Source organism: Paraburkholderia lycopersici, from assembly GCF_900096975.1.
Classification (GTDB): domain Bacteria; phylum Pseudomonadota; class Gammaproteobacteria; order Burkholderiales; family Burkholderiaceae; genus Paraburkholderia; species Paraburkholderia lycopersici.
Window position 1 is genome coordinate 150,663 of sequence record NZ_FMYQ01000010.1, and the last position, 25,824, is coordinate 176,486.

Genomic DNA, 25,824 nt, shown 5'->3' on the forward strand with positions numbered 1-25,824 from the left:
ATGCGATCCGGCGCCACAAAAGAAAAAGCCCGCCTGAGAGGGCGGGCTGAATCCATATCTGGAGGAGACATGGAGGAGACGAGAAAAGTATAGGGTTTTCCCCTAACCTATGCAACCGTTTTTTTGCGGCCCCGCATCACGCCTGTCGCGCTGCACCGCGCCGAAATGAAAAGCCAGAAAGAGTCCTGTAACAAGCCCGCCCGCAAGTGCAGCCAGCACGTCCCCGATCGTGATGAGGTGGTCGAAGTGGCGCGTGGCTAGCGCCAGCGTGATCGAGAGATTCACGAAGGCCCAAACCACGTTCACGGCGGGCGACGAATCCCCCCTGCCCGGCGGACGCGCGAACGGCGTGGGAAACGGCAGCCCCTGCAGGCCGGAAGTCAGGTGCGGAATCGCATTGCAAAAGAATGCTCCAGCGAAAAAGAGCCAGACGTGCTGCATGTCGCTTACCTCCGCGGTGTGAAAGGAAAAGTAAAAGGGAAAACACCCGTCAGGTCCGGTCGAGGCGCTCCGCCCCGACGCGCCTGCGGCGCGCAAGGAACCGCGCAGCCGCGGGACCGATGACCAGCACGGCCAGAAAGCGCGCCATCTGCATGGCCATCACGAATCGAACGTCCACGCTGGTCGACGCCGCGATGATGGCCACGGAATCAGCCCCCCCCCCGGGCCTGTCGCGAGACAGGCCGTAAGCGGATCGATGCCAGCGCGCAAGCGTCTTCGCGAGCGGTAGCCGCCAGTGCGGGGAACCACACGATCGGCGCGCCATGTGAGGGCTCGCGCCCAGCAGCCGCGCGAGAACGGACGCAATAGCCGCGACGAGCAATACACGAAGGTATTGCATGACCGCGACGAGTTAGGCATCCGCGCCGAATGATTCGGCTATCGGCGTCATGATCGTTGCGGCGCCAGGAATCACGCCCCATAACGGCGTGAATAGTAGAGGCCATCCTCGCATAAGTCAATTCACGGGATAAACCACGCGTTTTATTCGGCACAATACAGTGAGAAATTGACCGTGCTACTATGCGAGGAATTCCTCAAAAATCCTCGCATTTACCTGGTTAGCTGCATGAGCTCATCCCCGCCCCTCATGGAACCCGCACGCCCCACCGAACCCAAACGCGAACGGGGCCGCCGGCGCGTGGCCGCCATCATGGAGGCGGCCGTTGCTGTTTTCACCGAAAAAGGCTACGACGCGGCCACCATGACCGAAATCGCGGCGCGTTCTTCCACCGCGATCGGCTCGCTATATCGTTTCTTCCCGACCAAGGAAGCACTGGCGGACGCGCTGCTGCTGCGCTACGCGCTGCAGGCAAAGAACGGACTTGCCGAACTCCAGCAGCAAGTCCCGGAAATGACGCTGGAAGGCATAGCCGATGCGCTCGTCGACTTCATGCTTCTGCTGCAATCGCAACGCGGTTATGCCACTGCGCTGGTCGACGCCCGCAGCGGCAGCGACGACCATCGCAAGCGCTTTCGTGAAGCCATGCGCAACGGCGTTGCAAGCATCCTGACCAAGGCGATAGCCGGTCTCAAGCCGGCCAAAGCCAAGGTCGTCGCGGTCGTGCTGCTTCACATGCTCAAAGGTGTGACAGGCGTCGCCAGCGAAGAACCGGCGTCGCGCGCCATGCTGCTGACGGAGCTTCGTAGTCTCGTGCGTCTGTACCTCGTGTCGGCTTCGGAGCGCGCTGGCGGGAAATAGCTTGCCGCCCCGCAGAACCGGCGTGTGACACGCCAAGCCTTTGTGCGCTACCATCCGCGCATGTCCGAACATCCGCTGCCCGCTGCCGCGGCTGTGCCGTTCACGGCCGCCGTGCAGCCGCCTGGCCCGCACGCCACTGCATTGGCGCGCGCCATCGCGCTTCTCGCCCTGGGGCGCGCTCACCACAAGACGGTCATCGAGATTGCATATGGCCGTGGACTTCGGAGTGCTTCGAATTTCAAGCGCGCGTCCAGACGCGCATTCGATATGTCGCCGCCGGAATTTCGGCGCTTTTCGCTTGCCATGTCGGGGTTGTGCCCGTGACCGACCTTAGCCTGCTCCCATGCCCGTCTACATCGCCCTTTTACGCGCCGTGAATGTCGGCGGCACCGGCAAACTCCCGATGCCTGAACTTCGCGCCATGTGCGAAGCGCTCGGCTTCACGCGCGTCCGCACCTATATTGCGAGCGGCAACGTCGTATTCGAAAGCCGGCTTGCCGAGGCTTCCGTGAAGAAGCGGCTCGAACAGAGTCTCTCGACGTACGCAGGCAAGCCGGTCGGCGTGGCCATGCGCTCAGCCGCGGAACTGGCCGCCGTGCTGCAGCGCAATCCGTTCCCTGGTGCCGCGCCCGATCGCACCGTCGCCATCTTTCTCGATTGCCCTCCGCCTGCCAATGCACTCGACGCGGTGAGCGGCCGGAAGGCAGAGGAAATATGTTTAGGTATCCGTGAGATTTACGTGAACTACAAGGACGGCATCGGTCAGTCGAAGCTCAAGATCGCCGCAGCCAGAACCGGCACCGCGCGCAACATGAATACCGTGGCGAAAATTCTGGAGATGGCGCAGGCGTAGTCGTCTGCCTGAGTCGCGCCGACTGCTGCCGGGTCTGCGCCGAATTGCTCAGCCTTCCTTTCCGTCCACGCGTGGCGTGATGAGCCAGCCCGCGTAACGGTAGCAATACGCGGCGAACGCGAGAACCCAGCAGGCACCCGAAGCTTCGATCCAGAACATGAGCCATTGCGGCGCGAGCCACGGCCCCAGCACGCGGATCAGCGCGGCGGTCACGAGCAACGCATAGCCGGCGATATCGAAGCGGCCTGCTACCAGCTTGCGGCCCGTATGGCCGCGCGCCGTGCGCGTGATCATCGCCATGATTGCGCCGCCGATCGCTCCCACCGTGAACGCGTGCATGGCGAGCGTATGCGCGACGAGACCCAGCGCGGCAAGCGCGAGCAGCACGAAGCCCACGGGTATCCACGCATAGGCGATGTGCAGGATGGAAAGAATCGGCCGGTTGCCCACCTGCCACGAACGCCAGCCCCAAAGCCGCGCGCCCTGCGCGCACGCCGCCGCGAGCGCCGCCGCGGCAGCGAGCACGCCGGAACCGAGCGCCGCATCGAGCACGAAGGCCAGCGCGCTGAGCGGCATCACTGCGCGCTCGACCGCGCTCCAGCGCCGGGACGCGTAACCGGGCAATGCATTGGCCGTGAACGACGGAATGATGCGCCCGCCAATGATCGTGATGAACAGCACCAGCATGCCCACGGCGAGGTAGGCACTGTGCAGCGCCCATGGCGCTCGCGCGAACAGCATGGAGAGATGGAACGCCACGTTGAGGGCGGCGAGCAGGCCGAGCGCAAGCGGCAGAAAGATGTTGTGGCTATTCTTCGCGCGAAGGAGCACGCGCAGAAGCGCGAGAGCGGACACCGGAAGGAACAGGCTGTCGACTACCGCGGCAACGGCCGGCGAGCCATAGGCGACGGCGATTCGTCCCGCGAGCCACAACAGCCACAGCGCCGCCAGGGACTTGCCCTGTGCGGGCGTCACCGAGGTCCAGGCGCGGACTGCGGTCAGCAGAAAACCCACGACGATCGCAGCGCCGAAGCCGAAGATCATCTCGTGAACATGCCAGAACATGCCCGGCAGATACGAACTGAATCCGGGCAACGGGTGCCCGGCATAGGCGGCCATCCAGGCGAGCAACGCGGCGGCGCCGAACAGCGCCCCGCCGAGATAGAACGGCCGGAAGCCGAGGGCCCACAGCGCGAAGCCGCCACGGGCCCTCGGGGCAGGCTCCTCGATTCGATAGACGTTCATGGATGCTCCCGCATATACATACATTTTTAGCGCATCTTATATGGGTCGGCGAAAAATTGCTGCGGCGGCATTCGTTGGTCCGGCGCGGAAGAGGTCGAAAAAACCGTAAAAATCCGGAGAAACCCGCAACAGGCGTGGACAATGGGCCTGAAGAACCGGAAACGCGATGTAGTGTCGCACGTGGGTTTCAATCGTCGGAATCGCACGATTTCAGATCAATTCGCGTCGCGATTTCCTGAATACCAAGGAACGCCGCTGCTTAGCGCAAAATTCTTGTCGTCAGAAGAACGCCAGGCGTGTCTGGCGGCAAAAATGCTAGGATCGGCGAGTAAAAGCACGTTGCCTTGAAGTGGTCGGACCAGTGAGAATTGCCATGCGAAAAGACAACCCGGAAGTACGCGTGAAGATCGCCGACGTGGTGGCGGAGCGCATGGAAAGCCTGATTGTCGATGGCGTATTGAAGCCGGGCCAGGCGCTGCCTTCCGAGCGACGTCTGATGGTCAAACTGGGCGTATCGCGCTCGGCGCTGCGAGAAGGGCTGAAGGTGCTGCGCGCGCACGGGATTATCGAAACTGAACAGGGGCGCGGTTCGTTCGTTGCTGCCCTGACCACGCAACCCGCCCTCACGCCCATGATGCATCTGCTCGGCTCGCAGCCGAGGACGCTCTACGACATTTTCGAAGTGCGCGAACTGCTCGAGGCCGAATCCGCGCGGCTTGCCGCGCTGCGCGGTACGCAGGCGGATTTTGCGCTCATTACCCGCCGATACGAGGAGATGGTCGCCGCAAACCAAAGCGAGGTTGGAGAATCGGCCAGGGCACGGCTCGACTATGCGTTCCACCTCGCGATCTGCGAAGCGTCGCATAACCCCGTGCTCGTGCACACGTTAAGTTCGCTCACCGACCTGCTGCTGAGTTCGGTCTTCGCCTCCGTGAACAATCTCTACCATCGCGAAGCGGAAAAGCGCGTGATCGACAGGCAGCATGCCCGTCTTTACAAGGCCGTGATCGGCAAACAACCCGCGCCGGCACGCCGGGCTGCGAGCACGCACATCGCCTCCACGATTGCCCGTCTGAGAGAAATCGAAGCGGAAGAGCAACGTCTGGTGCGGGCGGCGTTGCGGCTCAAGGGCTGGGAATAGCACAGGCGGCGCGTCTAAGCGGGCCCACGCGTCCAGCCGCGTGCCCGCGCCACGACTGAGTCGCGCGGAAAATCGCATCTGGCACCGAAAAATTAACTGGTAGGACCAGCGCTGTTGCGTCTCGACAGCCGCGTAATGGCGCGGAACAATGCGGGCACGCAAACTAAGCGGCGGCGTGAAGCCGCACACGAATCTGGAGACTCGCGATGAACCCGCATGACCCAACGGGCGTGTCCGCTCGCCTTGCCACCCACCGCCCCCAAACCCTGACGGCACCTGCCGGATTCGAAACCGCAACTTACGCGAAGGTGACTTTGCGTTTGTTGCCGTTCCTTTTCATCTGCTATGTCGCGGCTTATCTGGATCGCGTCAACGTCGGGTTCGCGAAGCTGCAAATGCTCAGCGACCTGAAGTTCAGCGAGTCGGTATATGGGCTCGGCGCGGGGATTTTCTTCATCGGCTATTTCGTGTTCGAAGTCCCGAGCAATATCCTCCTGCATCGTGTAGGGGCGCGTGTCTGGATCAGCCGCATCATGGTGACATGGGCGATCGTATCGGCGGCGTCGGTCTTCGTGAAGTCGCCGGGGACGTTCTACGCGCTACGCTTTTTGCTTGGCATCGCCGAGGCAGGGTTCTTTCCCGGCATCGTGCTCTATCTGACCTACTGGTATCCGTCGATGCGCCGCGGCCGGATGAACGCGCTTTTCATGATCGGCATTCCCGTTGCCGGCGTACTCGGCGGCCCGCTGTCGGGCTGGATCATGCAGGCGTTCAACGGCGTGCGCGGCCTGTCGAACTGGCAGTGGCTGTTTCTGCTCGAAGCGATCCCGTCGCTGGTGCTCGGCGTCATCACGCCGTTCGTGCTGCCGAACGGCATCCGCGCCGCCTCGTGGCTCGACGATCGGCAGAAGCAGCTGCTCGAAGGAAACATCGCTTGCGACGCGCACGCGGGAGCGGAGGCGTCGCTGAAAAGCATCGTGTCGAATGGCCGTGTATGGCAGCTCGCAGCGGTTTACTTCTGCTGCATGATGGGTCTCTACGGCGTGAGTTTCTATTTGCCGACGCTGATCAAGGCGGCAGGCGTGAAAGACGCACTCGACGTCGGCTTTCTGGCCGCGGTGCCGTATGCGGTCGCGATCGTATCGATGATTCTCGTTGCGCGCAGTTCGGACCGCCGCAACGAGCGGCGCTGGCATCTCGCAACGGCGGCCGTCGCCGCGGCAGTGGGCCTGTACGCAAGCACGCTCCACACGGGAAATCTGGCCTTCGTATTGATCACGCTGTCGCTCGGCACGGCCGGCGTATTGTCGATGATGCCGGTTTTCTGGACCTATCCGAGCAGCGTGCTAAGCGGCACAGCCGCCGCCGCCGGGATTGCGATGATCAACTCGATCGGCAATCTCGCCGGCTTCGTCAGCCCGTCGATCATCGGCTGGATGAAGGACGCGACGCACAGCACGAACGCCGGCCTGATCGTCGTCGCATTGGCGCTGCTGGCCGGAGCGGTGCTGACGCTGACGCAGAGCGCGGCGTCGGCGTCGGTGACGGCGGCGTCGGGGGCGAGCCGGGCCTGATACCCGTTCATTCCAGTCTCCCGCCTGGCGGCGCATGTAGAACGTTTCGCGTCGCCGGGCGATTTCCCGGCGCGCGCAACGTGCTCATCAGCAATGCACGAGCGCGCCTCACCGGCCCGTTGCGGCTATCGCTCCGGAACGAGCCGTATGCCGTGCGCCCCGGCGCGTTGCCGCGCATTAGCCAGAGCAACCGCAGCTCGGCGCGAAGCGTGAACGGCGTACAGGCACAATCGGCAAACGTCACGCTTCGCCCTCTCTCTCGTGCGGTCGCGCTGCTACTGCCCTGGCGCCTTCACGCTCAAACTGCTGGTTACGTCGCGCACGCCGTTCACGCCTTTTGCGGCCGCGACCGCTACGTCGATCTGCCCCGCGTCGGGCACGGAGCCACCGAGCGTGACCGCGCCGCCTTGCGCGATCACGACGATCCGTCCCGAGTCCAGCCCCTTGACGCGGACCAGTGCACGACGCACCGTCTTCGCAAGCGCCCGGTCGGCCCTGCGTTTCTCCTTGCGGCTCTGCGCGGGCGCGGAGACCGCAGCCGGCGCCGAAGCGGCGACGCCCGAATCCCCCTGCGACTGGGCATACGCGCCCGGAACGCCGATTATCGCGGCGAGCAGCGCCGCCGCCATCCACAGATCAAGCCTTTTCATCTTCACGCTCATATATCCTCGATGTACCCGTTGAGCCATGTCCGACCGCTACCGAAGCGGATCAGAAAACGTGGCGGACGCCGATGTTCACGCCCGTCGTCGTTCCGGACGGGCTGAATAGCGCATTGTTGACCGACAGCCCCGTGTCCATTGCCCCGTGGTTGTTGACCACGGCCACCTGCCCATAGAGCGTCGTTCTGTGCGAGAGGAAATACTGCGCGCCGAGCGCGCCCATCACGGAATGGTTGGTCGTCGCATTACGGTCGCTCACGTACCAGACGCCGCCGTTGAGATCGAGGTCCGGCAGTGCGAGAAAGTCGAGGCCGGCATCGTAGACATTGCTGTCGAAGCCGCCGGCCACCTTGTAGTTGGTGAACGACGCCTTCGCGGTCAGCTTCCCGATCTTGTACGACGCGCCCAGCATGCGCCCCTCGAACGCGACGTTGGTCGGCGGCGCCGTGTTGACCGAGCCGCCGCTGTTGCCGTCATAGAACGCGCCCTCGACCATGAACGTGCCGTTGTCGTACTTCAGGCTCACCGAATACTGTCGCCCCGACTGGAAATTGCCCGCCACGCCGCCGAACGAGAACATCGCGCGTCCCGAGAAACCCGCCACGACCGGGCTCGAGTACGACACCGCGTTGGCATTGAAGACGCCGGTGCCGAGCACGTGATCGAGGTAGATCGGCAGGCCGCTGCCGAACTGCGACAACCCGCGCGGATCGAGATCGTAGAGCGACAGGAAGAACGGCGAGAACTGCAAACCGAGCTTCAGCTCGCCGAAGCGGTTGGCAAGCCCGACGTAGGCCTGGCGCCCGAACAGGTTGCCGTTCGAATCGTTGAAGCCGCCGTTTGCGACGCTGAAGCCGCTTTCGAGCCTGAATTCCGCCTTCAGGCCGCCGCCAAGATCCTCGGTCCCCATCAACCCGAACTGCGAGGGCGCCGTGCCGCTATCGACGAACGAGAACTGCTTGCCGGCATTGCCGCCCGTCGCGGGATCGAGCGTCTTGCTCGTATAAAGCAGGCCGCCGTCGATCACGCCGTACAGCGTCACGTTCGACTGCGCGTGCGCGGCGCCCGCGAACAGAACACTCGCCATGCCGGCGATTCCGGCCATGCGGAACTTTCGTTGACTGAACATGCATTTGTCTCCTGACCTTGAATTATCTGTCTGGTTTTTTTATTTACTTCGCACTACTTTTCTCGTACCGCGCATGAAGCTGCGCGGTACGCGATGCGCTTCTATTCGAGGAAGTGACGCGTCACCAGTTCGTTGAAGCGGGCCGCGTGCTCGATCTGCGTCCAGTGTCCGCATTGTCCGAACACGTGCAACTGCGCGCGCGGAATCAGGTCGATCAGGCGCAGCGAACTCGCGAGCGGGATCACGCGATCCTCGCGCCCGTGCACGATCAGCGTTTCGTGCGTCAACGCGCGAATGGCCGCCTCCGGGCTCGCGAGCGCCTCCACCCAGCGTTGCCGCGGCGCCGGGAACATCGCGGCGAACGCTTCCTGGTAGCCGGGCCGGATGCTCGCCTCGTAACGCAGCTTCGCCAGTTCGTCGTTCACGAGCGAGCGGTCGAACGCGAAGATGTCGAGCAACGCGCGCATGTTCGCGATCGACGGCGTGTAGCCCCACACCGCGTCGAGCCCTTCGGTGATCCGAAACGGCACGCCCGCGCTGCCCATCAGCACGAGCCGGCCGACCCGCTCCGGCGCGCGGATCGCCAGCGCGAGCGCAAGCCCGCCGCCGAACGAATTGCCTACCACGTGCGCGCGTTCGACGCCGAGCGCGTCGAGCAGCCCGAGCACGTGCGTGACCCAATGGTCCATCGCGTAACGAAAGCCCTGCGGGCGATCCGTCTCGCCGAAGCCCACGATGTCGGGCGCAATCACGCGGAACGACTTCGCGAGCGCCGGCATCGTGAGCCGCCAGTTCGCGTAAGCGGTCACGCCCGGCCCGGAGCCGTGAATGAGCAGCACCGGCACGCCCTCGCCGACATCGTGATAGTTGGTCCGGATGCCGTCGACCACGATGCTGCGGCCGACTTCTGGATTGGTCTGCATGTTGGTTCCTGTGGTGCCTCTTTCGGGGGATGGAGCGCCGGTCAGCGTCCGCGCTTCTTCGCGCTCTGCCCGGCAATGCCGAAGTGCGCCTTCGGCATCTCGACGATCAGCACGCGCACGGACTCCAGCGGCGCGTCGATCGCGCGGTGAATCGCTTCGCTCACTTCGGCGATCAGCCGCTCCTTTTTCTCTTCGTCGCGGCCTTCGAGGATGTACAGATGGGCAATGGGCACGGTGGCCTCCTTGTCGGATGAAGGAATACAGCTCAGACGAAGCGCAGGCCGGTCGAGCCCATGCCCTGCGCGCGCAACGTGACGTGGTCGCCTGCCGCGACCGCCACGGCCTCGGTGATGCCGCCGGAAAGGATCAGGCTGCCCGCCGGAATCGATTCGCCGCGTGCGCCGAGATGGTTCGCGAGCATCGCGACGGCCGCGGCCGGATGGCCGAGCACTGCCGCGCCCGCGCCGAACGCCACCGGCTCGCCGTTCTTCTCCAGCACGATGCCGAGCGTGCGCAGATCGACGCCCTCGACGGCGAGCGGCTGGCCGCCCACGACGAAGCGCGCCGCCGACGTGTTGTCGGCCACGACGCTCTTCAGGTCGAAGCGAAAGTCGCGATAGCGGCTGTCGATCACCTCGATGCCCGGAATCACGAAGTCGGTCGCGGCGAGCACCGCGCCGATGTGGCAGCCCGGCCCCTTCAACTCGGCCTTCGTGACGAACGCGATCTCGGGCTCCACCTTCGGATGGATTAGTTCGGATACCTTGCAGATTCCGCCATCGGCAACGCCGAACGTATCGACGAGATAGCCGAACACCGGCGTTTCGACGCCCATCTGCCGCATCTTCGCGTGCGACGTGAGCCCCGCCTTGTAGCCGACGATGCGCGCGCCGCGCGCAAGCTGGCGGCGGCGCAGCGCGTCCTGCACCGCATAGGCGTCGTCCCAGTCCATGTCGGGGTGCGTGTCGGTGATCTTCGGCGTATCGCGCGCTTCGAGCGCGCAATCGTCGAGATGCTTCGCCAGCGACTCGATCGTTTCATTCGACAGCTTCATGCAGCCTCCTTCCTGGCACCCGCCCGGCGTTGCCGCGCAAGCGTGAGCGCCGTGTCCTCGATCATGTCCTCCTGGCCGCCGACCATCTTGCGACGGCCCAGTTCGACGAGGATGTCGCGCGACGACACGCCGTACTTCGCCGCCGCGCGCTTCGCGAACAGCAGGAACGAGCCGTACACGCCGGCGTAGCCGAGCGTGAGCGCGTCGCGGTCGATACGGATCGGGAAGTCCATCATCGGCACGACGAGATCCTCGGCGACGTCCTGGATCTTCCACACGTCGACGCCCGTTTCGATGCCCATGCGGTCGCACACGGCCACGAACACTTCGAGCGGCGTGTTGCCCGCGCCCGCGCCGAGGCCCGCCGCCGCGCCGTCGATGCGGTTCGCGCCCACCTCGATTGCGGCAATCGAGTTCGCGACGCCCATCGCAAGGTTGTGGTGGCCGTGAAAACCGAGTTCCGTCTTCGGATCGAGCGCGTCGCGCACCGCGCCAAGGCGCGCCTTCACGTCGTCGGGCAGCATGTAGCCCGCCGAATCGGTGATGTAGACGCAGTTCGCGCCGTAGCCCTCCATCAGCTTCGCCTGCTTGACGAGCCCTTCGGGGCTGTTCATGTGGCTCATCATCAGGAAGCCGACCGTGTCCATCTCGAGCTTGCGCGCGAACGTGATGTGCTGCTCCGACACGTCGGCCTCGGTGCAATGCGTCGCGACGCGGATCGTGTGGACGCCGAGTTCGTGCGCCATCTTCAGGTGATCGACGGTGCCGATGCCCGGCAACAGCAGCGCGGACACCTTCGCGCGCTTGAGCAGCGGGATCACGGCGCCGAGGTATTCCTCGTCGCTGTGCGCGGGAAAGCCGTAATTGACCGACGCGCCGCCAAGCCCGTCGCCATGCGTGACCTCGATGAGCGGCACGCCCGCTTCGTCGAGGCCACGCGCGACCGAGCGCATCTGGTCGAGGGTCATCTGGTGACGCTTCGGGTGCATACCGTCACGCAGCGTCATGTCGTGGACGGTGATTCGTTTGCCTTGGAGATTCATATCGATTCCCTATGGATCGCGGAAATTCGCGGAAAAATCACGCCGTGACACGCTCGACCGGCGCAAGCGTGATGCGGCCCGCGAGCAGTTCTTCGGCGAACATCTCGGCGGTCCGCGCGGCGGCGGCCGTCATGATGTCGAGGTTGCCGGCATAGCGCGGCAGGTAGTCGCCGAGCCCTTCCACTTCGAGAAAGACCGACACGCGGTGGCCGTCGAACACCGGCCCGTTCACGAGCCGATAGCCGGGCACGTAGCGCTGCACGTCGGCGATCATCGCGTTCACCGACTCGACGATGCGCGCCTCGTCGGGCGTGCCTTCGGTCAGGCAATGCACGGTGTCGCGCATGATGAGCGGCGGCTCGGCCGGGTTGATGACGATGATCGCCTTGCCGCGCTTCGCGCCGCCGACCTGCGCAACCGCCGACGCCGTGGTGCGCGTGAATTCGTCGATGTTTTTGCGCGTGCCGGGACCGACCGAGCGCGACGACACGGTCGCCACGATCTCCGCGTAATCGACGGGCTGCACGCGCGAGATCGCGCGCACCATCGGAATGGTCGCCTGGCCGCCGCACGTCACCATGTTGACGTTCATCTCGCGCCGGCCGATGTGCTCCTTCAGGTTGACGGGCGGCACGCAGTACGGGCCGATCGCGGCCGGCGTGAGATCGACCATCATCACGCCGAGCGCGTTGAGCTTGCGGCTGTTTTCCGCGTGAACGTAGGCGCTCGTCGCGTCGAACGCGATCTGCACATTGTCGGCCTTCACGTGCGGCACGAGGCCGTCCACGCCGTCGGCGGTCGTCTTGAGGCCCAGTTCGCGCGCCTTCTTCAGGCCGTCCGATTCGGGATCGATGCCGACCATCCACACGGGTTCGAGCACGGGGCTGCGCATGAGCTTGGCGAGCAGGTCGGTGCCGATGTTGCCAGGCCCGATCAGCGCGCAACGGATTTTCTGTGTCATTGCAATGTCCTTGGGAATATCGATGGGATGCCGTATCGAAGCGATCCAGGCGAACTACGCGAAGCGCACCGAGCAGGCGCCGATGCCGCCGATCGATACGCGGAAGCTGTCGCCCGCCGCGACCGGCGCCATCGCGGCCAGTGCGCCGGAGAGGATCACCTCGCCCGCCTTGAGCGGAATGCCGAGTTCGCCGAGCGTGTTCGCGAGCCACGCGACGGCGTTCGCGGGCGAGCCGAGCGCCGCCGCGCCCGCGCCGGTGCCGATCACTTCGCCGTTCTTCTCCAGCACCATGCCGCAGGTGGCGAGATCGACGCGGCGCAGGCTCACCGCCTGGTCGCCGAGCGCGAATACGCCGCATGACGCGTTGTCCGCCACGGTGTCGCCGATCTTGATCTTCCAGTCGCGAATGCGCGAATCGACGATCTCGAAGCACGGCATCACGCATTCGGTGGCCGCGAGCACCATCGCGTTCGTGATGCCGGGCCCCAGCAGGTCGCGCTTGAGGATGAACGCGATCTCGCCTTCGGCTTTCGGCTGGATCAGCGTGTCGAGCGGGATGCGTTCGCCCTCGCCGTACACCATGCCGGACAGCAGATAGCCGAAATCGGGCTGGTAGACGCCCAGCATGTCCATCACCGCCTTCGAGGTGACGCCGATCTTCTTGCCGACGACGGTTTCGCCGGCGTCGAGCCGCCGCTGCACGAAGCGTTGCTGGATGCGGTAGGCGTCGCGCACCGAAAGGTCTTCGTGCTGCGAGGTCAGCGGCGCGACGGCTTCGCGGGCGACGAACGCGTCGTAGAGCCGGTCGCCCAGCGTTTCGATCAACGTGGTTTCCATAGGTAATCCGAAATAGTTCAACGGGTTCGTCAGAGCTTCACGCAGATGTTCTTGAGTTCGGTGTAGAACTCGAGCGAATGCACGCCCCCTTCGCGGCCGATGCCCGACTGCTTCGCGCCGCCGAACGCCGTGCGCAGATCGCGCAGGAACCACGAGTTGACCCACGCGATGCCGACCTCGATCGCCGCCGCGACGCGATGCGCGCGAGAAAGATTCGTTGTCCAGATCGCAGTGGCGAGACCGTACGCATTCGCGTTTGCGCGGCCCACGACTTCGGCTTCGGAATCGAACGGCATCACGAGCGCGCACGGGCCGAAGATCTCCTCGCGCGCGATCGGCGAGTCGTCGCCGAGGCCAGTCCACAGCGTAGGCTGCACCCACGCGCCCTCGCGCAGATTGGCCGGCAGGTCGGGCACGCCGCCGCCGGTCACGACCGTCGCGCCCAGCTCGACCGCTTTGCGGTAGTACGACAGCACCTTGTTGCGATGCTCGTGGCTGATGAGCGGGCCGATGCCCGTGGCGGCCTCCTCGGGACGGCCAGGACGCAGGCGCTCGGCGCCTTCCTTGAGCGCGGCCACGAAGCGCTCGAAAATCGGCCGCTCGACGTAGACGCGCTCCGTGCCGAGGCACACCTGGCCCGCGTTCGAGAAGCACGAGCGCAACGTGCCTTCGATAGCGGCATCGAAGTCGCAGTCGGCGAACACGATCGCCGCGTTCTTGCCGCCCATCTCCAGGCTGACCGGGCGGGCGCCGTCGGCGGCTGCTTTCATGATTGCAGCGCCCGTACGCGTTTCGCCCGTGAACGTGATCGCGTTCACGCCCGGATGCGTCGTCACGAACTCGCCCGCCGAGCCGGGCCCAAAGCCGTGTACGACGTTGTAGACGCCGCGCGGCACGCCCGCCGCGTTCATCACTTCGCCGAGCAGCGCGGCCGTCTGCGGCGTCTCTTCCGAGGGCTTGACGACCACCGTGTTGCCGCACGCGAGCGCCGGGCCGACCTTCCACGTCATCAGCAGCAGCGGCAGATTCCACGGGCAGATCACGCCGACCACGCCGACCGGCCGGCGAATCGCATAGTTGAGCGCGCCCGCGCCGTCCGGCGTCGCCATCTCGAAGCTCTCGGCTGGCACGTTCTTCACGACGTCCGCGAAGACCTTGAAGTTCGCCGCGCCGCGCGGGATGTCGATGTGCCGCGCGAGACTCACGGGCTTGCCCGTGTCGGCCACTTCGGCTGCGAGGAAGTCGTCGAAGCGGCGCTCGATGCCGTCCGCCACCGCGTACAGCAGATCGACGCGCTGCGCGATGGTCAGGCCGCCCCACGGCCCGGCCAGCGCGGCGCGCGCGGCGCGCACGGCGGCATCGACGTCCTCGCGGCTCGCCTCGGCCACGCGCGCGATCAGCGCGTTGTCGAGCGGCGAGCGCTTGTCGAACCAGCGCCCGCTGTCGCGGTACTCGCCGTCGATGAAGTTGCGGACCGGCTTTGCGCCGGCCTGGCTGCCTGGTTCGCCGCGCACGGCGGCGGTCGGTTCTGTTTCGTACATGATCGTTCCAGCGAAGTTGTCGAGTTGTTATCGAGTTGTCGTCGAGGTTGTCGTAGTCGGGAGGTTGAAAAAATGCCGCCGCAGTCCGTCAAGGCCCCGCGAGCCCGAGCGCTTCGAGGCCCGCGCGCGCGCAGGCTTCGTCCTGCGACTCGCTGCCGCCCGACACGCCGATGCCGCCGATGCACCCGCCGTCCTCGACGACGGGCAGGCCGCCGCCGAACGCGACGAACCGCGGACGCAGCACGATGCCTTCGCGCACGGCCGCCGAATGCGCCTGCAGCTCGTCGTGCCAGCGGCCTGTCGGCAGGCCGAAGCTCGCCGCCGTATAGGCCTTGTCGATGGCGATGTCGATCGAATGCAGCGGCGCGCCGGGCATCCGGACGGACGCGGCGAGATGCCCGGCCGCATCGACCACCGCCACGTTCACGCGCACGCCGAGCCGGACGGCCTCGCGCGCGGCGGACTCGACGGCGCGCTGGGCAGCGGGCCAGTCGATCGCGCGCGCCGCCACGCTATGCCCGGAAACGGTGGAGTTCATCGCGCACGCTCCTTTTTTTGCATCAGGTGTACACCGTGGTGAACGCTTCGTTGAGTTCACCCGAGTGATAGAAGATGGCGCGGCCGATCTCGTCGCCGGTCCACGTCGTGACCGGACGGTCCGGCTGCGCGAGATAGCCGAGCCCCGCGAAGGTCTCGTTGCGGTTGCCGCTCGGATCGAAGAAGTAGATCGTCGTGCCGCGCGTGATGCCGTGCCGCGTCGGCGCGACGTCGATCTTCACCTTGTTCTTCGCCATGACGTCGGCGGACTTCAGCACGTCGGACCAGTCGTCGAGGAAGAACGCAATGTGGTGCAGACCATTGCGCGGCCCGCCGACGAACGCGATGTCGTGCGGCGTCGAACTGCGGAACAGCCACGTCGCCGCCTGAACGCTGTGGTCGGGGCCGACCATCAACTGCTCGGCCAGGTGGAAGTCGAGACATTGCTCCATGAAGCGCGTGTTGTCCGCGACGCGGTTCACGCCCCGCTCCGGATCGAGCTCGCACATCAGCAGCGCGTGGTCGAGCCAGTGGACCGCCGAACCCTGCACGCCGTCGGGCCACGGATCGGGATTGAGCGAGCCGACGTCGGTGCCCACCTGTTCCTTGTGCGCGTAGAGACGCATCTCGTGCCCGCTCGGCAGATTGAACTTCAGCGTGCGGCCGACCGCGGGCAGGCTGCCTTCGGGCAGCATTTCGGTGGGGGTGCCGTAGGCCTCGATGCGCGCCTGCAACGCGTCGAGATCGGCGTCCTTCTCGACCTTGTAGGCGATGTGCCTGAGCCCCGCCTCCTCCGAGGGGCTCAAAATCAGCGAGTATTTGTCCCACTCGTCCCAGCATTTCAGATAGACGTTGCCCGCGCTGTCGCGCATTGTCACCTTCAGGCCCAGCACCCGCTCGTAATGCCGAAGCGCCGCATCCATGTCCATGACCTTGAGGTTGACATGGCCGATACGCATCACACCCATGATGTGTCTCCTCCAGACTGCTTTGTTGAAATGGGGACGGCCGCGAGGGCGCATCCCTTGAAAAACGGCTTCTGCATCTTTCCCGCCACTTCGAGTTCGACGTCGCCGAGCGGCGCGACGCGGCACGCGAGCGTATAGCCCGCGCATTCTTCCTCCACGCTCACGTGCGCGCGGCTGACGGGCCCGAGCTTGCAGACCTCGCCGCGCAGCACGCGCACCTTGCACACGCCGCAGCCGCCGTTCAGGCAGCCGACCGGAATGCCGCGCCGGCCCAGTTGCGCCATTGCCGCGAGCAGCGACTGGCCGGGCGGGCACGGGAAACGCTCGCCGGTCTGCACGACCGTGACGGTGGCTTTCGTGTCGCTCGCGCCCATGTCACACCTTGCGAAAGAGCGGGCTGCGGACCTGCTGCACGTCCGCCGCCGAGATGAACTTCTCGTGATAAATGTCGCGCTCGAAGAGGCGACCCTGCATGAGCGTCGAGATGCACGCGTCGATCATCGCGGGCGGTCCGCACAGATACGCCTGATGGCCCGCGAAGTCGTTGCCGAAATGCGCCTTCGCGACTTCGTGGACGAAACCCTGCCCGACGTCCGCGCCCGCTTCGGCCGCGCCTTCGGACAACGCAGGCAGGTAGGTGAAGTTCGGATAGCGCTTGCTCAGCGCGCGAAACTCGTCGTCGTAGTAAAGCTCGGCGGCGCTGCGCTGACCGTAGACCAGCGTGATCGGCACGGTCGCGCCCTGCGCGAGCAGATCAAGGATCATCGAGCGCGGGCTCGACAATCCCGAGCCGCCCGCCATGAAAATCATCGGCCGGCCCGCGGACTTGCGCGCGAAGAAACGCCCATACGGGCCGGACAGATGCAGCCGGTCGCCGACGGCAAGCTTTTCGTGCAGCCACGCGGTGCCGAGGCCGCCGGGCACCTGCCGCACGTTCAGCTCGATCTCGCCGGTTGCCGCGACGTCGGCCGGCGCGTTCGCGATCGAGAATGCGCGCGTTTGCGCGATGCCCGGAATCGTCAGTTGAACGTACTGTCCCGCCTGGAAATGCAGCGGACGGTCGAGTTTCAGGCGAATCGCCTTGATGGTCGGCGTGAGCTGCACGATACGCACGGCCTCGCCCTCGAAGTCCCGCACGGGGATGATCTCGGCGTCGGGGTCTTCGTCCACGTCGGCCTCGATCACAGTGTCCGCCTGCAGCGTCGCGCAGCAGGCGAGCGCCTTGCCCTCCTCGCGCTCGAAGTCCATCAGCGCGAACGGGTTCGCGTCGCCGAGGTCGGCCTCGCCTGCGAGGATCTCGACCTTGCAGGTCCCGCACAGGCCGTGACAGCACGCGTGCGGAATGTAGATGCCCTGGCGCAGCGCCGCGTCGAGGATGGTCTGCCCTTCCTCGACCTCGATCGTCGCGCCCAGCGGCTCGATGGTCAGTTGGTGACTCATGTGCGTCCTTCCTTCAGCTGCGCGATCCGCCGATGCCTTCGAGGCCCGGCGTCCTGAAGCGGATCAGGTCCTTGTGGCCGACGCCGTTTTCCGCGAGGCTCTTCGCGGGATCGGGCGTCCACGGCCGGCCCGACTTGAACCACTGCACGCGGCTCCAGTCGATCTTCGCGAAGTCCGGGTGATAGCCGTAGATGCCGGGCAGCACCTGCGCGGCGAGCGCGCCGAACGGCATGTCGGGCGGCAGCGGCAGGCAGAACGGCGCCGGGAACATCAGGTGGTCCTCCCAGCCGACGTAGACGAGCGGCGCCGGAAACTTCTCCACGGCGTCCTTGGGCGGGAAATCGTAGGGTTTGAGCGCGATGACGGTCACGATGGTCTCCCTTGTCTCAGTTGTTCGTCGCTTCGCCGCGCCAGGCCGCGAAGTGCTGCTGGTCTTCGGAGCCCTCGAAGTCCATGTTGTCGCGGCCGGGGCTCACCTCGTAGTAGTCGAGCACCGCCGCGAGCGGATCGAAGCCCTCGGCCGTCGGATCGACGCCGGGCTTGAAGCAGTTGCCCTGGTAGATCTGATGCACGGGCAGCCACGCCTGCGCGTACTTCTGCGGCTCGTCCTCGAAAATCTCCTTGCAGTGGTCGCTGCAGAAATGGAACTTGTTGCCGAGGTAATCCGACTCGCGCGCGCAGATCTTCGTCGCGTCGCCGGGCTCGGTGAACAGCATCGGAATCTGGCAGGTCTGGCACAGCATCGGCAGCGTCTTGAGATAGAAGCGGTTGCCGGCCTCGGCCTGCTCGCGCCAGTATTCGAAACGCGGGCGATAGTGGCGGTCGAACGTGTCGGGGTAATGCGCGGCGAGCCACGTCATTTCGTCCTCGCGCGGAATCCACGTGTGGAACGGCGCGGCCGCGCCGAAGCCGTAGAACGTCGCCCACGCCTGGTGGCTGATGTGGTCCTTGCCTTCGCACGCGTCCTTCCAGCCCTTCGGCTCGCGGATGCCGTAGCGCGCGAGGTCCTTGAAGAGCGCGCCGCCGTTCTGCTCGGCGTACATTTCCCACGCCTCTTTCCAGCTCATCACGCGCTTGGGCTGCATGTAGTCCATCATCATCGCGACGAGCGTGAGCAGCCGGTAGCCGCGCCAGAACCACTTGTCGATCCACTTCTGCACGATCGGCACGTTGTCCGGGTCCTGTTCGAGCATGAACTTGATGCACTCGATGCCGAGCGTCATGTGGCGCGACTCGTCCGACTGCGCGGAGAAGCCGAACGTGACGGTGGACATGTCGCCGTTGTAGGCCGCGCCCGACATGAACGGCACGAACAGCAGATTGGTCAGCACGTACTCGAACGAGAAGCTCACCGCGGTCAGGAACTCGAACGGCCCGGCCGTGGAGGCGTCCTCGAAGAACGACTTCGGCACGGACAGATACCAGACGCGGTCGAACCAGTGGTTCGTGTGGTGCATGCCGTTGAAGAACTTGTTGTACGTCGAGATCGCGTGCGTTTCGGTCTGGTAGTGGCGCAGCTCGTCGATCGACTGCATCTGGCAGGCCACGCGCGCGCCCTCGCCGGTGAAGTGCCGGCCGACGTGCGCGAAGCCGCGGTGCGCGTAGTATTCGAGCGGCGTCACGCCCTGGATGAAGAGCTTCAGCGCGTTGACGTAACGCGCATCGGTCACGCCGAGGAACGCGTTGTTCTGCGTGAACGCGTCGATCACCGCGTAGAGCTTCTTCTCCTTCTCGCCCTGGTATTTCCAGTAGGCGTCCATCGTGAGGCGAAACGGGTCCACCCACTGATCCCAGTCGTGAATCTTGATGCCTTCGTAGCGGTCGTACGGAAAGACCTTGTCCATCGGCTGATAAGTGGTCTCCCAGCCGAGGCCGCGCGTCATCGCGGCATAGCGTTCTTTCAGGCCGAGCTTTTTCTTCAGCACTGGCGTGTCCATGCGTGTCTCCTTCATGATTCGGCGTTCGATGCGCCGCGGTCAATGTTTCCAGCTGAGCGTGAACTGGTCGTCGTCTTCGTCGATGTGGCCCGACAGCGTGATGAGGTTGACGTGAAGCTGCTGCAGGTCGAAGCGCGCGCCCGTCAGGTCCTCGATCGTCTGGCGGCGGATCGTGAGGTGTCCCGGTGCGTCGATCTTGACCATGCCCGGCGACTCGACGGCGACCGCGTTCGGGTTGTCCGCGAGGATCGCCTCGACCACTGGTCTGGACTCCTCATTGGACTGGAATGCAATGAATACGTTGGACATACGTGTTCCTTCGATCAGATCTGGACGGGCGTTACTGTTGCGCGATGCCGAGCTTCGCGAAGCGCGCGCGAAGCTGCTCGCGCACTTCGTCGAGCGCCGCGTGGCCGAGCGCGGGGAACGCCAGTTCGGCGACGGGCAGCAGCGCCGCGGCGGCCTGCTCTTCCCAGTGGTGCGCCCAGCGTGCGAGGCACGCGCGGTTGTCTTCCGATTCGGCGGCCATGGTCTTGACGACCGCGTCGATCCAGCGGCCCGATTCGTCGTGCCACTCGGGCATGAAGGCGGTCAGCATGGCGACGGCGGAGCCGCCTTTGAGCGCCACCTGCTCGTCGACGAAGCGGTCGTACACGAGCGGATACAGCAGGCCGTCGAGCACGAGGTTCTGCGCGACGAAGAGCTCCACCGGATCGGCGAGAACGAGCGTGTCCTCGACGTAGCGGCGCAACGCCTGCCACGTCGGGTCTTCGAGCCAAGCGGTCTTCGCGGCGTCCAGCACGTGCGGGCCGGCCATCGTCAGCGCGAGACGCGTCAGATACTGCGCAATGCCGAGGTTGTCCATCGCATGGAACATCGCGGGCGCGGTGAACGCGGTGCCGTAGCCGAGCGCGCAGATCTGCGAGTTGTTCATGTTCGCGCCCCACGCGGCGTGGCGCAGCGGCACGAGCACGGCGAGCGCCTGGTCGGCGAGCGTTTCGGGCATGAGGTCGGTCATGCCGCGCGACTCGACGAACTCGAAGTTGGCCTCCATCGTGTCCTGCTGGCGCGCGCGGGTCGTCGTCCACGAGGCGTAATAGAACTGGCGCGGGTCCTTCAGCGCGTACCAGCTCGACATGACGATCGCGGTACGCGTCGGATCGAACAGCTCGTGGTCGGGGTCCCACGTCGGGCGATAGTGGAAGTTCGCCTGGGGTTGCGCGCCGAACGTCCCCTCCTGGTAGCGCGACGCCGTTTTGTCCGCGCCGATGTGCTGCGCCACGTGCGCGTAGGTGTGTCGCAGCGGCTTGATGTCCACTGTCTTGAGATCGATGGTCACTGCTTGCTCCTGCTGGTCATGGTTTCGCCCGGTTCGCCGAGCCGCGAGACGTTCTGCGCGACGCAGAACTCCTCGAACGCGGCGAGCGGCAACATCAGTTCGACGCAGAGTTCCGGCTGGCCGACCGAGAATTCGAACTCGACGAATCCCCGGGCGTTGACGCCGGTTACCTTGACGAACCTGCGGCCTGGATCGAACGGGTCGTTTGCCGTCTGTCTGTGCATGGCTTGTCTCCTCCATTGCCCCGGTCTTAATGCACCATCCATGCCATGTATCCGACATACCCGGCAAAAATCTCGATAATTAAGGGTAAGCACCGACATCGGGCTTCCGTCCGAGGCGCAAAATACTGGTAAACCAGACCTGTCAAAGCTCAATATGAGATAGTTCAAACGGTTGATTTAGAGCGGCTTTTCATGATTTGATCAATGCATCCAGTGGCATTTGACGAAATCATCACGACATCGCCCGCATCGGTACTCGAATGACGGGGAAATAGAAAATCTCGACGGAGGAGACATGACACGGCCCGCACTACCCCCCTTGCCCACCGACGCCGACCTGCGCCGGCTGATCCATTTTTCAGCCAGCGACGGCCGCATCTGGCTCGCCGGGCAACGGATGGTGCTGATCCACGCGGCGGCGCTCGGCGCGCTGCGCCGCGAGCTGATGGAGAGCGTCGGCCCAGCCCAGACGCGGCGCCTTTTCACGCGCGCCGGCTTCGCGGCCGGCGAACGTGATGCGACGCTCGCGCGTGAGATTCGCGGCAACGCGCCGCTCTACGACATGTTCGCGGTCGGGCCGCAGTTGCACATGCTGCAGGGCGCCGTGCAGGTCACGCCCATCCGCTTCGAGGCCGATCCGTCCACGGGCCGCTTCTACGGCGAATATCGCTGGGAGCATTCGTGGGAGGCCGAGGTGCACAAGCGCAATTTCGGACCGCAGACGCAGCCGGTGTGCTGGATGCTGATCGGCTACGCGTCGGGCTATACGAGCGCGTTCATGGGCCGCACGATCCTGTTCAAGGAGACGTCGTGCGTCGGCATGAACGACGTGCATTGCCACATCGTCGGCAAGCCGCTCGAAGAGTGGCCCGACGCCGCCGAGCTGTCGTCGTGGTTCAAGGCCGAGTCGCTGCTCAACACGATCCGCGACCTGCAGACCGAAGTCGAATCGCTGCGCCTCGAAATCGCGCCCGACACCGACAAGACGCGGCTCATCGGCCAGTCGCCGGCGTTTCGCGCGGCCTACGATCTGCTGCAAACGGCGGCGCCGACGCGAGTCACGGTGCTGCTCACCGGCGAAACGGGCGTCGGCAAGGAACGCTTCGCACGCGCGCTGCACGCGCTTAGCACGCGCGCGGACGGGCCGTTCGTCGCGATCAACTGCGCGGCGATCCCGCACGCGCTGATCGAATCGGAACTGTTCGGCGCGGAAAAAGGCGCCTACACGGGCTCGCAGGCCGCGCGCCCCGGCCGCTTCGAGCGGGCAGAAGGCGGCACGCTGTTTCTCGACGAAATCGGCGAACTGCCGCTCGAAGTGCAGGCGAAACTGCTGCGCGTGATCCAGGAAAGCGAAGTGGAGCGGCTCGGCTCGACGGACAGCCGCAAGGTCGACGTGCGCCTCGTCGCGGCCACCAACCAGGATCTGGCGCGCGCCGTGCAGGAAGGCCGCTTTCGCGCCGACCTCTATTACCGGATCAACGTCTATCCGGTCGTCATTCCGCCGCTGCGCGAGCGCCGCGACGACATCGAGCCGCTCGCGCATGCGATGCTCGAACGCTTCGCGTCGCTGCACGGCAAGCCGGTGCCGACGCTCACCGACCATGCCTGCGACGCGTTGCGCCGCCACGCGTGGCCCGGCAACGTGCGCGAGCTGGAGAACATCGTCGAGCGCGCGGTGATCCTGTCGCGGCCCAACCGCGAGGTCGACGCGAAAGATCTCTTTCCCGGCATGGGGCCGCCCGAGGGCGCGACGGTCGATCACCTCGGGCAGATCCGGGAAAGCGGCGCCGCGGGCATCGACTGCCATACGCTGCTCGACCGCATTCAGGGCTGCGGCGGCGGGCTCGAAGAACTCGAACGCTCGCTGCTGCACGAAGCCGTGAACCGCGCGAACGGCAATCTCGCGGCCGCGGCGCGAATGCTCGGCATCACGCGCGCGCAACTGAGCTACCGCCTCAGCCGCAAACAGGACCAGGAGGATCAAACGTGAACCTGTCGCCCATCCATCCGCTCGCCGAGGCGCTTCTCGCCGACGCGCACGCACCGTTCGACGACGACGCGCCCGAACCGCACGCGCGCACGCTCGGCGAGCAGGCGTATCACCAGTTGCGCCAGCACATCATCGAAGGACGCTATCCGCCCGGCGCGAAGCTGCGCGTGGAGCACCTGAAAGACGTCTACGGCGTCGGCGCGGGCACGCTGCGCGAGGCGCTCACGCGGCTCGTCAGCGATGCGCTCGTCGTGGCCGAGGGGCAGCGCGGCTTTCGCGTCATGCCGATGTCGATTGCGGATCTGGAGAACATCACGCGCCTGCGCATCCTGATCGAAGTCGATGCGCTGCGCGAATCGGTGCGGCGCGGCGACGCCGCATGGGAGCAGCGCGTGCGCAAGAGCTTCGAGACGCTTTCCGCCTGGGAGCAGCCCGTGTCGATCGAGAACCGGCCCGCATGGGAAGTTCACAACCGGCGCTTTCACGAAGAGCTGATTTCGGCTGCCGCGTCGCCGTGGACGTATCTGATCCTGCGCGTGCTGTCCCAGCACGGCGAGCGCTACCGGCGCGTGTGCATCGGTTTCGAAGACTCGCATCGCGACGTGCATCGCGAACACGTGGACATCTTCGAGGCGGCGATGCGCCGCGCGGACGCGCGCGCCGCGCTCGCACTCGAAGACCACATCAGCACGACGCTCATGATCGTGAGGAAAATGCCGGCGGAAATGCTGCCTTTCGCGTAACGCGTGCCGCGAAACCAAAGCAGGTCGATCAAGCGCCCAGCAACACGCCGCTGCGCGTCGGCCGCGTGCCCGTCACGCGACCGAGCGGCGCGCCGGACGTGACGAAACGGATCGCCCTTCGCATATAGAAAACCCCTTCCACCGTGCTCTTCACCGTAACGGTCTCGCCGGTCATCGGGTCGACGATATCGAACAGCGGGTCGTGCTCGCGTATCCAGTCGCCGATCCTGGCGCGATGCACGAGAATGCCGCTTCGCGGCGCGTAGAACTGGGCGCTGCCGGCAAGCGGCGTAGCCGGCGTCAGCAGGTCCGGCAGCGGCTTGACGTCCGCGCCGATGATTGCGCCGCGCCAGCGCAGGTAGTCGATCAGCGCGTTGGCGTCGTGCTGCGCGCTTTCCCACGAGACGTCGCGCTGGCCGCGGCATTCGATCGTCACCGCCGTCGGTCCGGGCGGCACCGGCTGCGCGGCCGGCATTTGCTGGCGCAGTTGCCACCACAGCAGGCTATGCGCTTCGTCGAACGCCTGCGCGCCCGAGTCGGTGGCGAGCAGTTGCGCGCGCGAGCCGAGATAGCGCGCGAGCGGCTCGACGTCGGGCCAGCCCGCCTCGCTCGTGTACACGTGCATGACCGCCTCGAGCGAGCAATGCAGGTCGATGATGAGATCGGCGTCGTGCGAGAGCTTCAGCAGCGCCGACTGCAGCGAATCGAACTCCGTGAGCGGCTGATGCGCATCCAGCTCTTCGCGCATCAATTGCCGGATCAGTCCGCGATTGCGCCCGGCGTCGGGGCCGAGCGTCTCCTTCGCGCGCGCAAGCAGCTTCGGGAATGCATGGAAGTGGCGGTTGAAGTTCCTGCCGCTCGCGAGATCGAACCGGCCGACGAACTGGCCGAGCACATGCTGGTTCAGTCCGACCGGATTCGCGAGCGGCACGAGCACGACATGCGCGGCAAGCGCGTCTTGTGCCTCGAGCTCGGCCAGTTGCGCGCGCAACAAGACGGCGGTCAGCATGGCCGGCGTTTCGTCGGCGTGGAGCGACGCCTGGATGTAGATCTTCTGGGCAGCGTCGGCAGGGCCGAAATGGAAGCTCGCCAGTTCGCGAAGCGTGCCGGGCGTGGCACTGAGAAGCGGAATCGATTGCCGGTTCATGAGCAAGTTCGGAGTGGGAATGAGCGAGACTGACAGGACTCAGTTGCCGTATGGAGCGAAGTCGAAATATCGATGCGCGATCTGCGCATACGTGCCGTCCTTGAGCATGGCCGCGATCGCGCCGTTCATCTGCGCCTGCAACGCGGTTTCGTCCTTGCGCAGGCCGATGCCCGTACCACGGTCTCCCATCGAGACAGGACCGCCGGCAAACGCGAAGCCATTGCCCTGCGGCGTGCGAAGGAAGCCGTAGTCGGCTTCGACGTAGCCCAGCAGCGCCGCGTCGAGCCGACCGTTTATCAGGTCGGCGAACACTTCCTCCTGGCTCTTGTAGGTGACGACGTGCACGCCCGCCGGCGCCCAGTTCGCGAGCGCGTAGGTTTCGAACTGCGTGCCCGACTGCACCCCGACCGACTTGCCGGCAAGCGATTGAGCGCTGACGCCGAAAGAAGCGCCCTTGCGCGCGACGAGCCGCGACTTGAACTGAAACAGCCTGGACGTAAAGAGAATCTGTTGCTCGCGTTTTGCCGTGATCGCCATCGACGACATGACCGCGTCGATCTTGCGTGCCTGCAGCGCCGGGATCATGCCCGAGAACTCCAGCTCAACCCATTGGCAATGCGCGTGAATACGGCGGCAGATTTCGTTGCCGAGATCGACGTCGAACCCCTTGAGCGAGCCGTCGGGCGCCTTGGCGTCCATGGGCGGATAAGTCGGATCGATGCCGAGACGCACCGTGTCGCCCTCGTGCGCGAAGGCGCTGCTGCCGAGGGCCAGCGCGGCGGAAAGAAGGATCGACGGGATGGTTTTCATGGTAGGCGGTCGGGGAAAAGTGAG

The 25,824-nt window shown here is 65.4% G+C and carries 29 protein-coding genes; 6 read left to right on the forward strand and 23 right to left on the reverse strand.

The window, feature by feature from the left end; genetic code table 11:
• Positions 1-102: 102 nt before the first annotated feature.
• Both BLU17_RS13470 and BLU17_RS34540 read right to left on the reverse strand, forming a co-directional pair.
• A complete protein-coding gene (locus BLU17_RS13470; protein ID WP_091997217.1) occupies positions 103-441 on the reverse strand; it encodes a hypothetical protein in 339 nt (112 codons plus the stop codon).
• A gap of 49 nt (positions 442-490) precedes the next feature.
• Positions 491-646 carry an AbrB family transcriptional regulator gene (locus tag BLU17_RS34540; protein WP_245746841.1) on the reverse strand — a complete coding sequence of 52 codons (156 nt, stop codon included), beginning with the start codon at positions 644-646 and terminating at the stop codon, positions 491-493.
• 444 nt (positions 647-1,090) lie between these two features.
• Here BLU17_RS34540 and BLU17_RS13480 point away from each other — a divergent pair, with 444 nt between their 5' ends.
• Both BLU17_RS13480 and BLU17_RS13490 read left to right on the forward strand, forming a co-directional pair.
• Positions 1,091-1,702: a TetR/AcrR family transcriptional regulator gene (locus tag BLU17_RS13480; RefSeq protein ID WP_245746842.1), complete on the forward strand. Its 612-nt coding sequence runs from the start codon at positions 1,091-1,093 to the stop codon at positions 1,700-1,702.
• A gap of 343 nt (positions 1,703-2,045) precedes the next feature.
• Positions 2,046-2,555, forward strand: a complete 510-nt coding sequence (locus tag BLU17_RS13490; protein ID WP_091997220.1) for a DUF1697 domain-containing protein — start codon at positions 2,046-2,048, stop codon at positions 2,553-2,555.
• 48 nt (positions 2,556-2,603) lie between these two features.
• Here BLU17_RS13490 and BLU17_RS13495 read toward each other — a convergent pair whose 3' ends face one another.
• Positions 2,604-3,800 (reverse strand): NnrS family protein, encoded by a 1,197-nt coding sequence (locus tag BLU17_RS13495; protein ID WP_091997221.1) that lies wholly within the window; start codon positions 3,798-3,800, stop codon positions 2,604-2,606.
• A gap of 373 nt (positions 3,801-4,173) precedes the next feature.
• On the opposite strand from BLU17_RS13495, the gene glcC reads away from it, so the two are divergent.
• Positions 4,174-4,941, forward strand: coding sequence for a transcriptional regulator GlcC (gene glcC, locus BLU17_RS13500; RefSeq protein ID WP_091997222.1), 768 nt, complete (start codon positions 4,174-4,176; stop codon positions 4,939-4,941).
• Between the two features lie 206 nt (positions 4,942-5,147).
• Complete coding sequence (locus BLU17_RS13505) at positions 5,148-6,515, forward strand: MFS transporter (RefSeq protein WP_091997223.1); 1,368 nt, start codon at positions 5,148-5,150, stop codon at positions 6,513-6,515.
• A gap of 275 nt (positions 6,516-6,790) precedes the next feature.
• Here the strand turns inward: BLU17_RS13505 and BLU17_RS13510 are convergent, their stop codons facing one another.
• The 18 genes from BLU17_RS13510 to BLU17_RS13595 form a co-directional block, all read right to left on the reverse strand.
• Positions 6,791-7,177, reverse strand: coding sequence for a BON domain-containing protein (locus BLU17_RS13510; protein ID WP_245746843.1), 387 nt, complete (start codon positions 7,175-7,177; stop codon positions 6,791-6,793).
• A 49-nt stretch (positions 7,178-7,226) separates the two neighbouring features.
• Complete coding sequence (locus BLU17_RS13515) at positions 7,227-8,282, reverse strand: porin (RefSeq protein WP_091997224.1); 1,056 nt, start codon at positions 8,280-8,282, stop codon at positions 7,227-7,229.
• 125 nt (positions 8,283-8,407) lie between these two features.
• The gene (locus BLU17_RS13520; RefSeq protein ID WP_091997225.1) at positions 8,408-9,229 is read right to left on the reverse strand and encodes an alpha/beta fold hydrolase; all 822 of its coding nucleotides are present in this window, start codon (positions 9,227-9,229) and stop codon (positions 8,408-8,410) included.
• A gap of 41 nt (positions 9,230-9,270) precedes the next feature.
• On the reverse strand, positions 9,271-9,462 hold the full coding sequence (locus tag BLU17_RS13525) for a 2-hydroxymuconate tautomerase (protein ID WP_091997226.1): 192 nt from the start codon (positions 9,460-9,462) through the stop codon (positions 9,271-9,273).
• A gap of 32 nt (positions 9,463-9,494) precedes the next feature.
• Positions 9,495-10,283: a 2-oxo-3-hexenedioate decarboxylase gene (gene dmpH, locus BLU17_RS13530; RefSeq protein WP_091997227.1), complete on the reverse strand. Its 789-nt coding sequence runs from the start codon at positions 10,281-10,283 to the stop codon at positions 9,495-9,497.
• Positions 10,280-11,326: a 4-hydroxy-2-oxovalerate aldolase gene (gene dmpG / locus BLU17_RS13535; protein WP_091997228.1), complete on the reverse strand. Its 1,047-nt coding sequence runs from the start codon at positions 11,324-11,326 to the stop codon at positions 10,280-10,282. The genes dmpH and dmpG overlap by 4 nt, the downstream gene beginning before the upstream one ends.
• Before the next feature lie 37 nt (positions 11,327-11,363).
• Positions 11,364-12,287: an acetaldehyde dehydrogenase (acetylating) gene (locus tag BLU17_RS13540; RefSeq protein WP_091997229.1), complete on the reverse strand. Its 924-nt coding sequence runs from the start codon at positions 12,285-12,287 to the stop codon at positions 11,364-11,366.
• Positions 12,288-12,341: 54 nt separating this feature from the next.
• Positions 12,342-13,124, reverse strand: a complete 783-nt coding sequence (gene dmpE / locus BLU17_RS13545) for a 2-oxopent-4-enoate hydratase (protein ID WP_091997230.1) — start codon at positions 13,122-13,124, stop codon at positions 12,342-12,344.
• A gap of 29 nt (positions 13,125-13,153) precedes the next feature.
• On the reverse strand, positions 13,154-14,665 hold the full coding sequence (locus BLU17_RS13550) for a 2-hydroxymuconic semialdehyde dehydrogenase (RefSeq protein WP_091997231.1): 1,512 nt from the start codon (positions 14,663-14,665) through the stop codon (positions 13,154-13,156).
• Between the two features lie 88 nt (positions 14,666-14,753).
• A complete protein-coding gene (locus tag BLU17_RS13555) occupies positions 14,754-15,203 on the reverse strand; it encodes a GlcG/HbpS family heme-binding protein (protein ID WP_091997232.1) in 450 nt (149 codons plus the stop codon).
• A 22-nt stretch (positions 15,204-15,225) separates the two neighbouring features.
• Complete coding sequence (locus BLU17_RS13560; protein ID WP_091997233.1) at positions 15,226-16,170, reverse strand: catechol 2,3-dioxygenase; 945 nt, start codon at positions 16,168-16,170, stop codon at positions 15,226-15,228.
• A complete protein-coding gene (locus tag BLU17_RS13565; RefSeq protein WP_091997234.1) occupies positions 16,161-16,544 on the reverse strand; it encodes a 2Fe-2S iron-sulfur cluster-binding protein in 384 nt (127 codons plus the stop codon). The genes BLU17_RS13560 and BLU17_RS13565 overlap by 10 nt, the downstream gene beginning before the upstream one ends.
• A gap of 1 nt (position 16,545) precedes the next feature.
• Positions 16,546-17,610: an NADH:ubiquinone reductase (Na(+)-transporting) subunit F gene (locus tag BLU17_RS13570; RefSeq protein ID WP_091997235.1), complete on the reverse strand. Its 1,065-nt coding sequence runs from the start codon at positions 17,608-17,610 to the stop codon at positions 16,546-16,548.
• Between the two features lie 13 nt (positions 17,611-17,623).
• Positions 17,624-17,980 carry a phenol hydroxylase subunit P4 gene (locus BLU17_RS13575; protein ID WP_091997236.1) on the reverse strand — a complete coding sequence of 119 codons (357 nt, stop codon included), beginning with the start codon at positions 17,978-17,980 and terminating at the stop codon, positions 17,624-17,626.
• Positions 17,981-17,996: 16 nt separating this feature from the next.
• On the reverse strand, positions 17,997-19,547 hold the full coding sequence (locus tag BLU17_RS13580) for an aromatic/alkene/methane monooxygenase hydroxylase/oxygenase subunit alpha (protein WP_091997237.1): 1,551 nt from the start codon (positions 19,545-19,547) through the stop codon (positions 17,997-17,999).
• Between the two features lie 39 nt (positions 19,548-19,586).
• Positions 19,587-19,856, reverse strand: coding sequence for an MmoB/DmpM family protein (locus BLU17_RS13585; RefSeq protein ID WP_091997238.1), 270 nt, complete (start codon positions 19,854-19,856; stop codon positions 19,587-19,589).
• Positions 19,857-19,887: 31 nt separating this feature from the next.
• Complete coding sequence (locus BLU17_RS13590; RefSeq protein WP_091997239.1) at positions 19,888-20,886, reverse strand: aromatic/alkene monooxygenase hydroxylase subunit beta; 999 nt, start codon at positions 20,884-20,886, stop codon at positions 19,888-19,890.
• The gene (locus tag BLU17_RS13595; protein ID WP_091997240.1) at positions 20,883-21,110 is read right to left on the reverse strand and encodes a phenol hydroxylase subunit; all 228 of its coding nucleotides are present in this window, start codon (positions 21,108-21,110) and stop codon (positions 20,883-20,885) included. Before BLU17_RS13595 ends, BLU17_RS13590 begins: the two co-directional genes overlap by 4 nt.
• A 295-nt stretch (positions 21,111-21,405) precedes the next feature.
• Between BLU17_RS13595 and BLU17_RS13600 the strand changes: the two genes are divergently transcribed.
• Complete coding sequence (locus tag BLU17_RS13600; protein ID WP_091997241.1) at positions 21,406-23,100, forward strand: sigma-54-dependent Fis family transcriptional regulator; 1,695 nt, start codon at positions 21,406-21,408, stop codon at positions 23,098-23,100.
• A complete protein-coding gene (locus BLU17_RS13605; RefSeq protein ID WP_091997242.1) occupies positions 23,097-23,843 on the forward strand; it encodes a GntR family transcriptional regulator in 747 nt (248 codons plus the stop codon). The genes BLU17_RS13600 and BLU17_RS13605 overlap by 4 nt, the downstream gene beginning before the upstream one ends.
• A gap of 28 nt (positions 23,844-23,871) precedes the next feature.
• Here the strand turns inward: BLU17_RS13605 and BLU17_RS13610 are convergent, their stop codons facing one another.
• Together BLU17_RS13610 and BLU17_RS13615 are read right to left on the reverse strand one after the other, a co-directional pair.
• Entirely contained in the window at positions 23,872-24,990 is a 1,119-nt protein-coding gene (locus BLU17_RS13610; RefSeq protein ID WP_091997243.1) for a succinylglutamate desuccinylase/aspartoacylase family protein, read from the reverse strand.
• Positions 24,991-25,029: 39 nt separating this feature from the next.
• Entirely contained in the window at positions 25,030-25,800 is a 771-nt protein-coding gene (locus tag BLU17_RS13615) for a transporter substrate-binding domain-containing protein (RefSeq protein ID WP_091997244.1), read from the reverse strand.
• Positions 25,801-25,824: the final 24 nt, after the last annotated feature.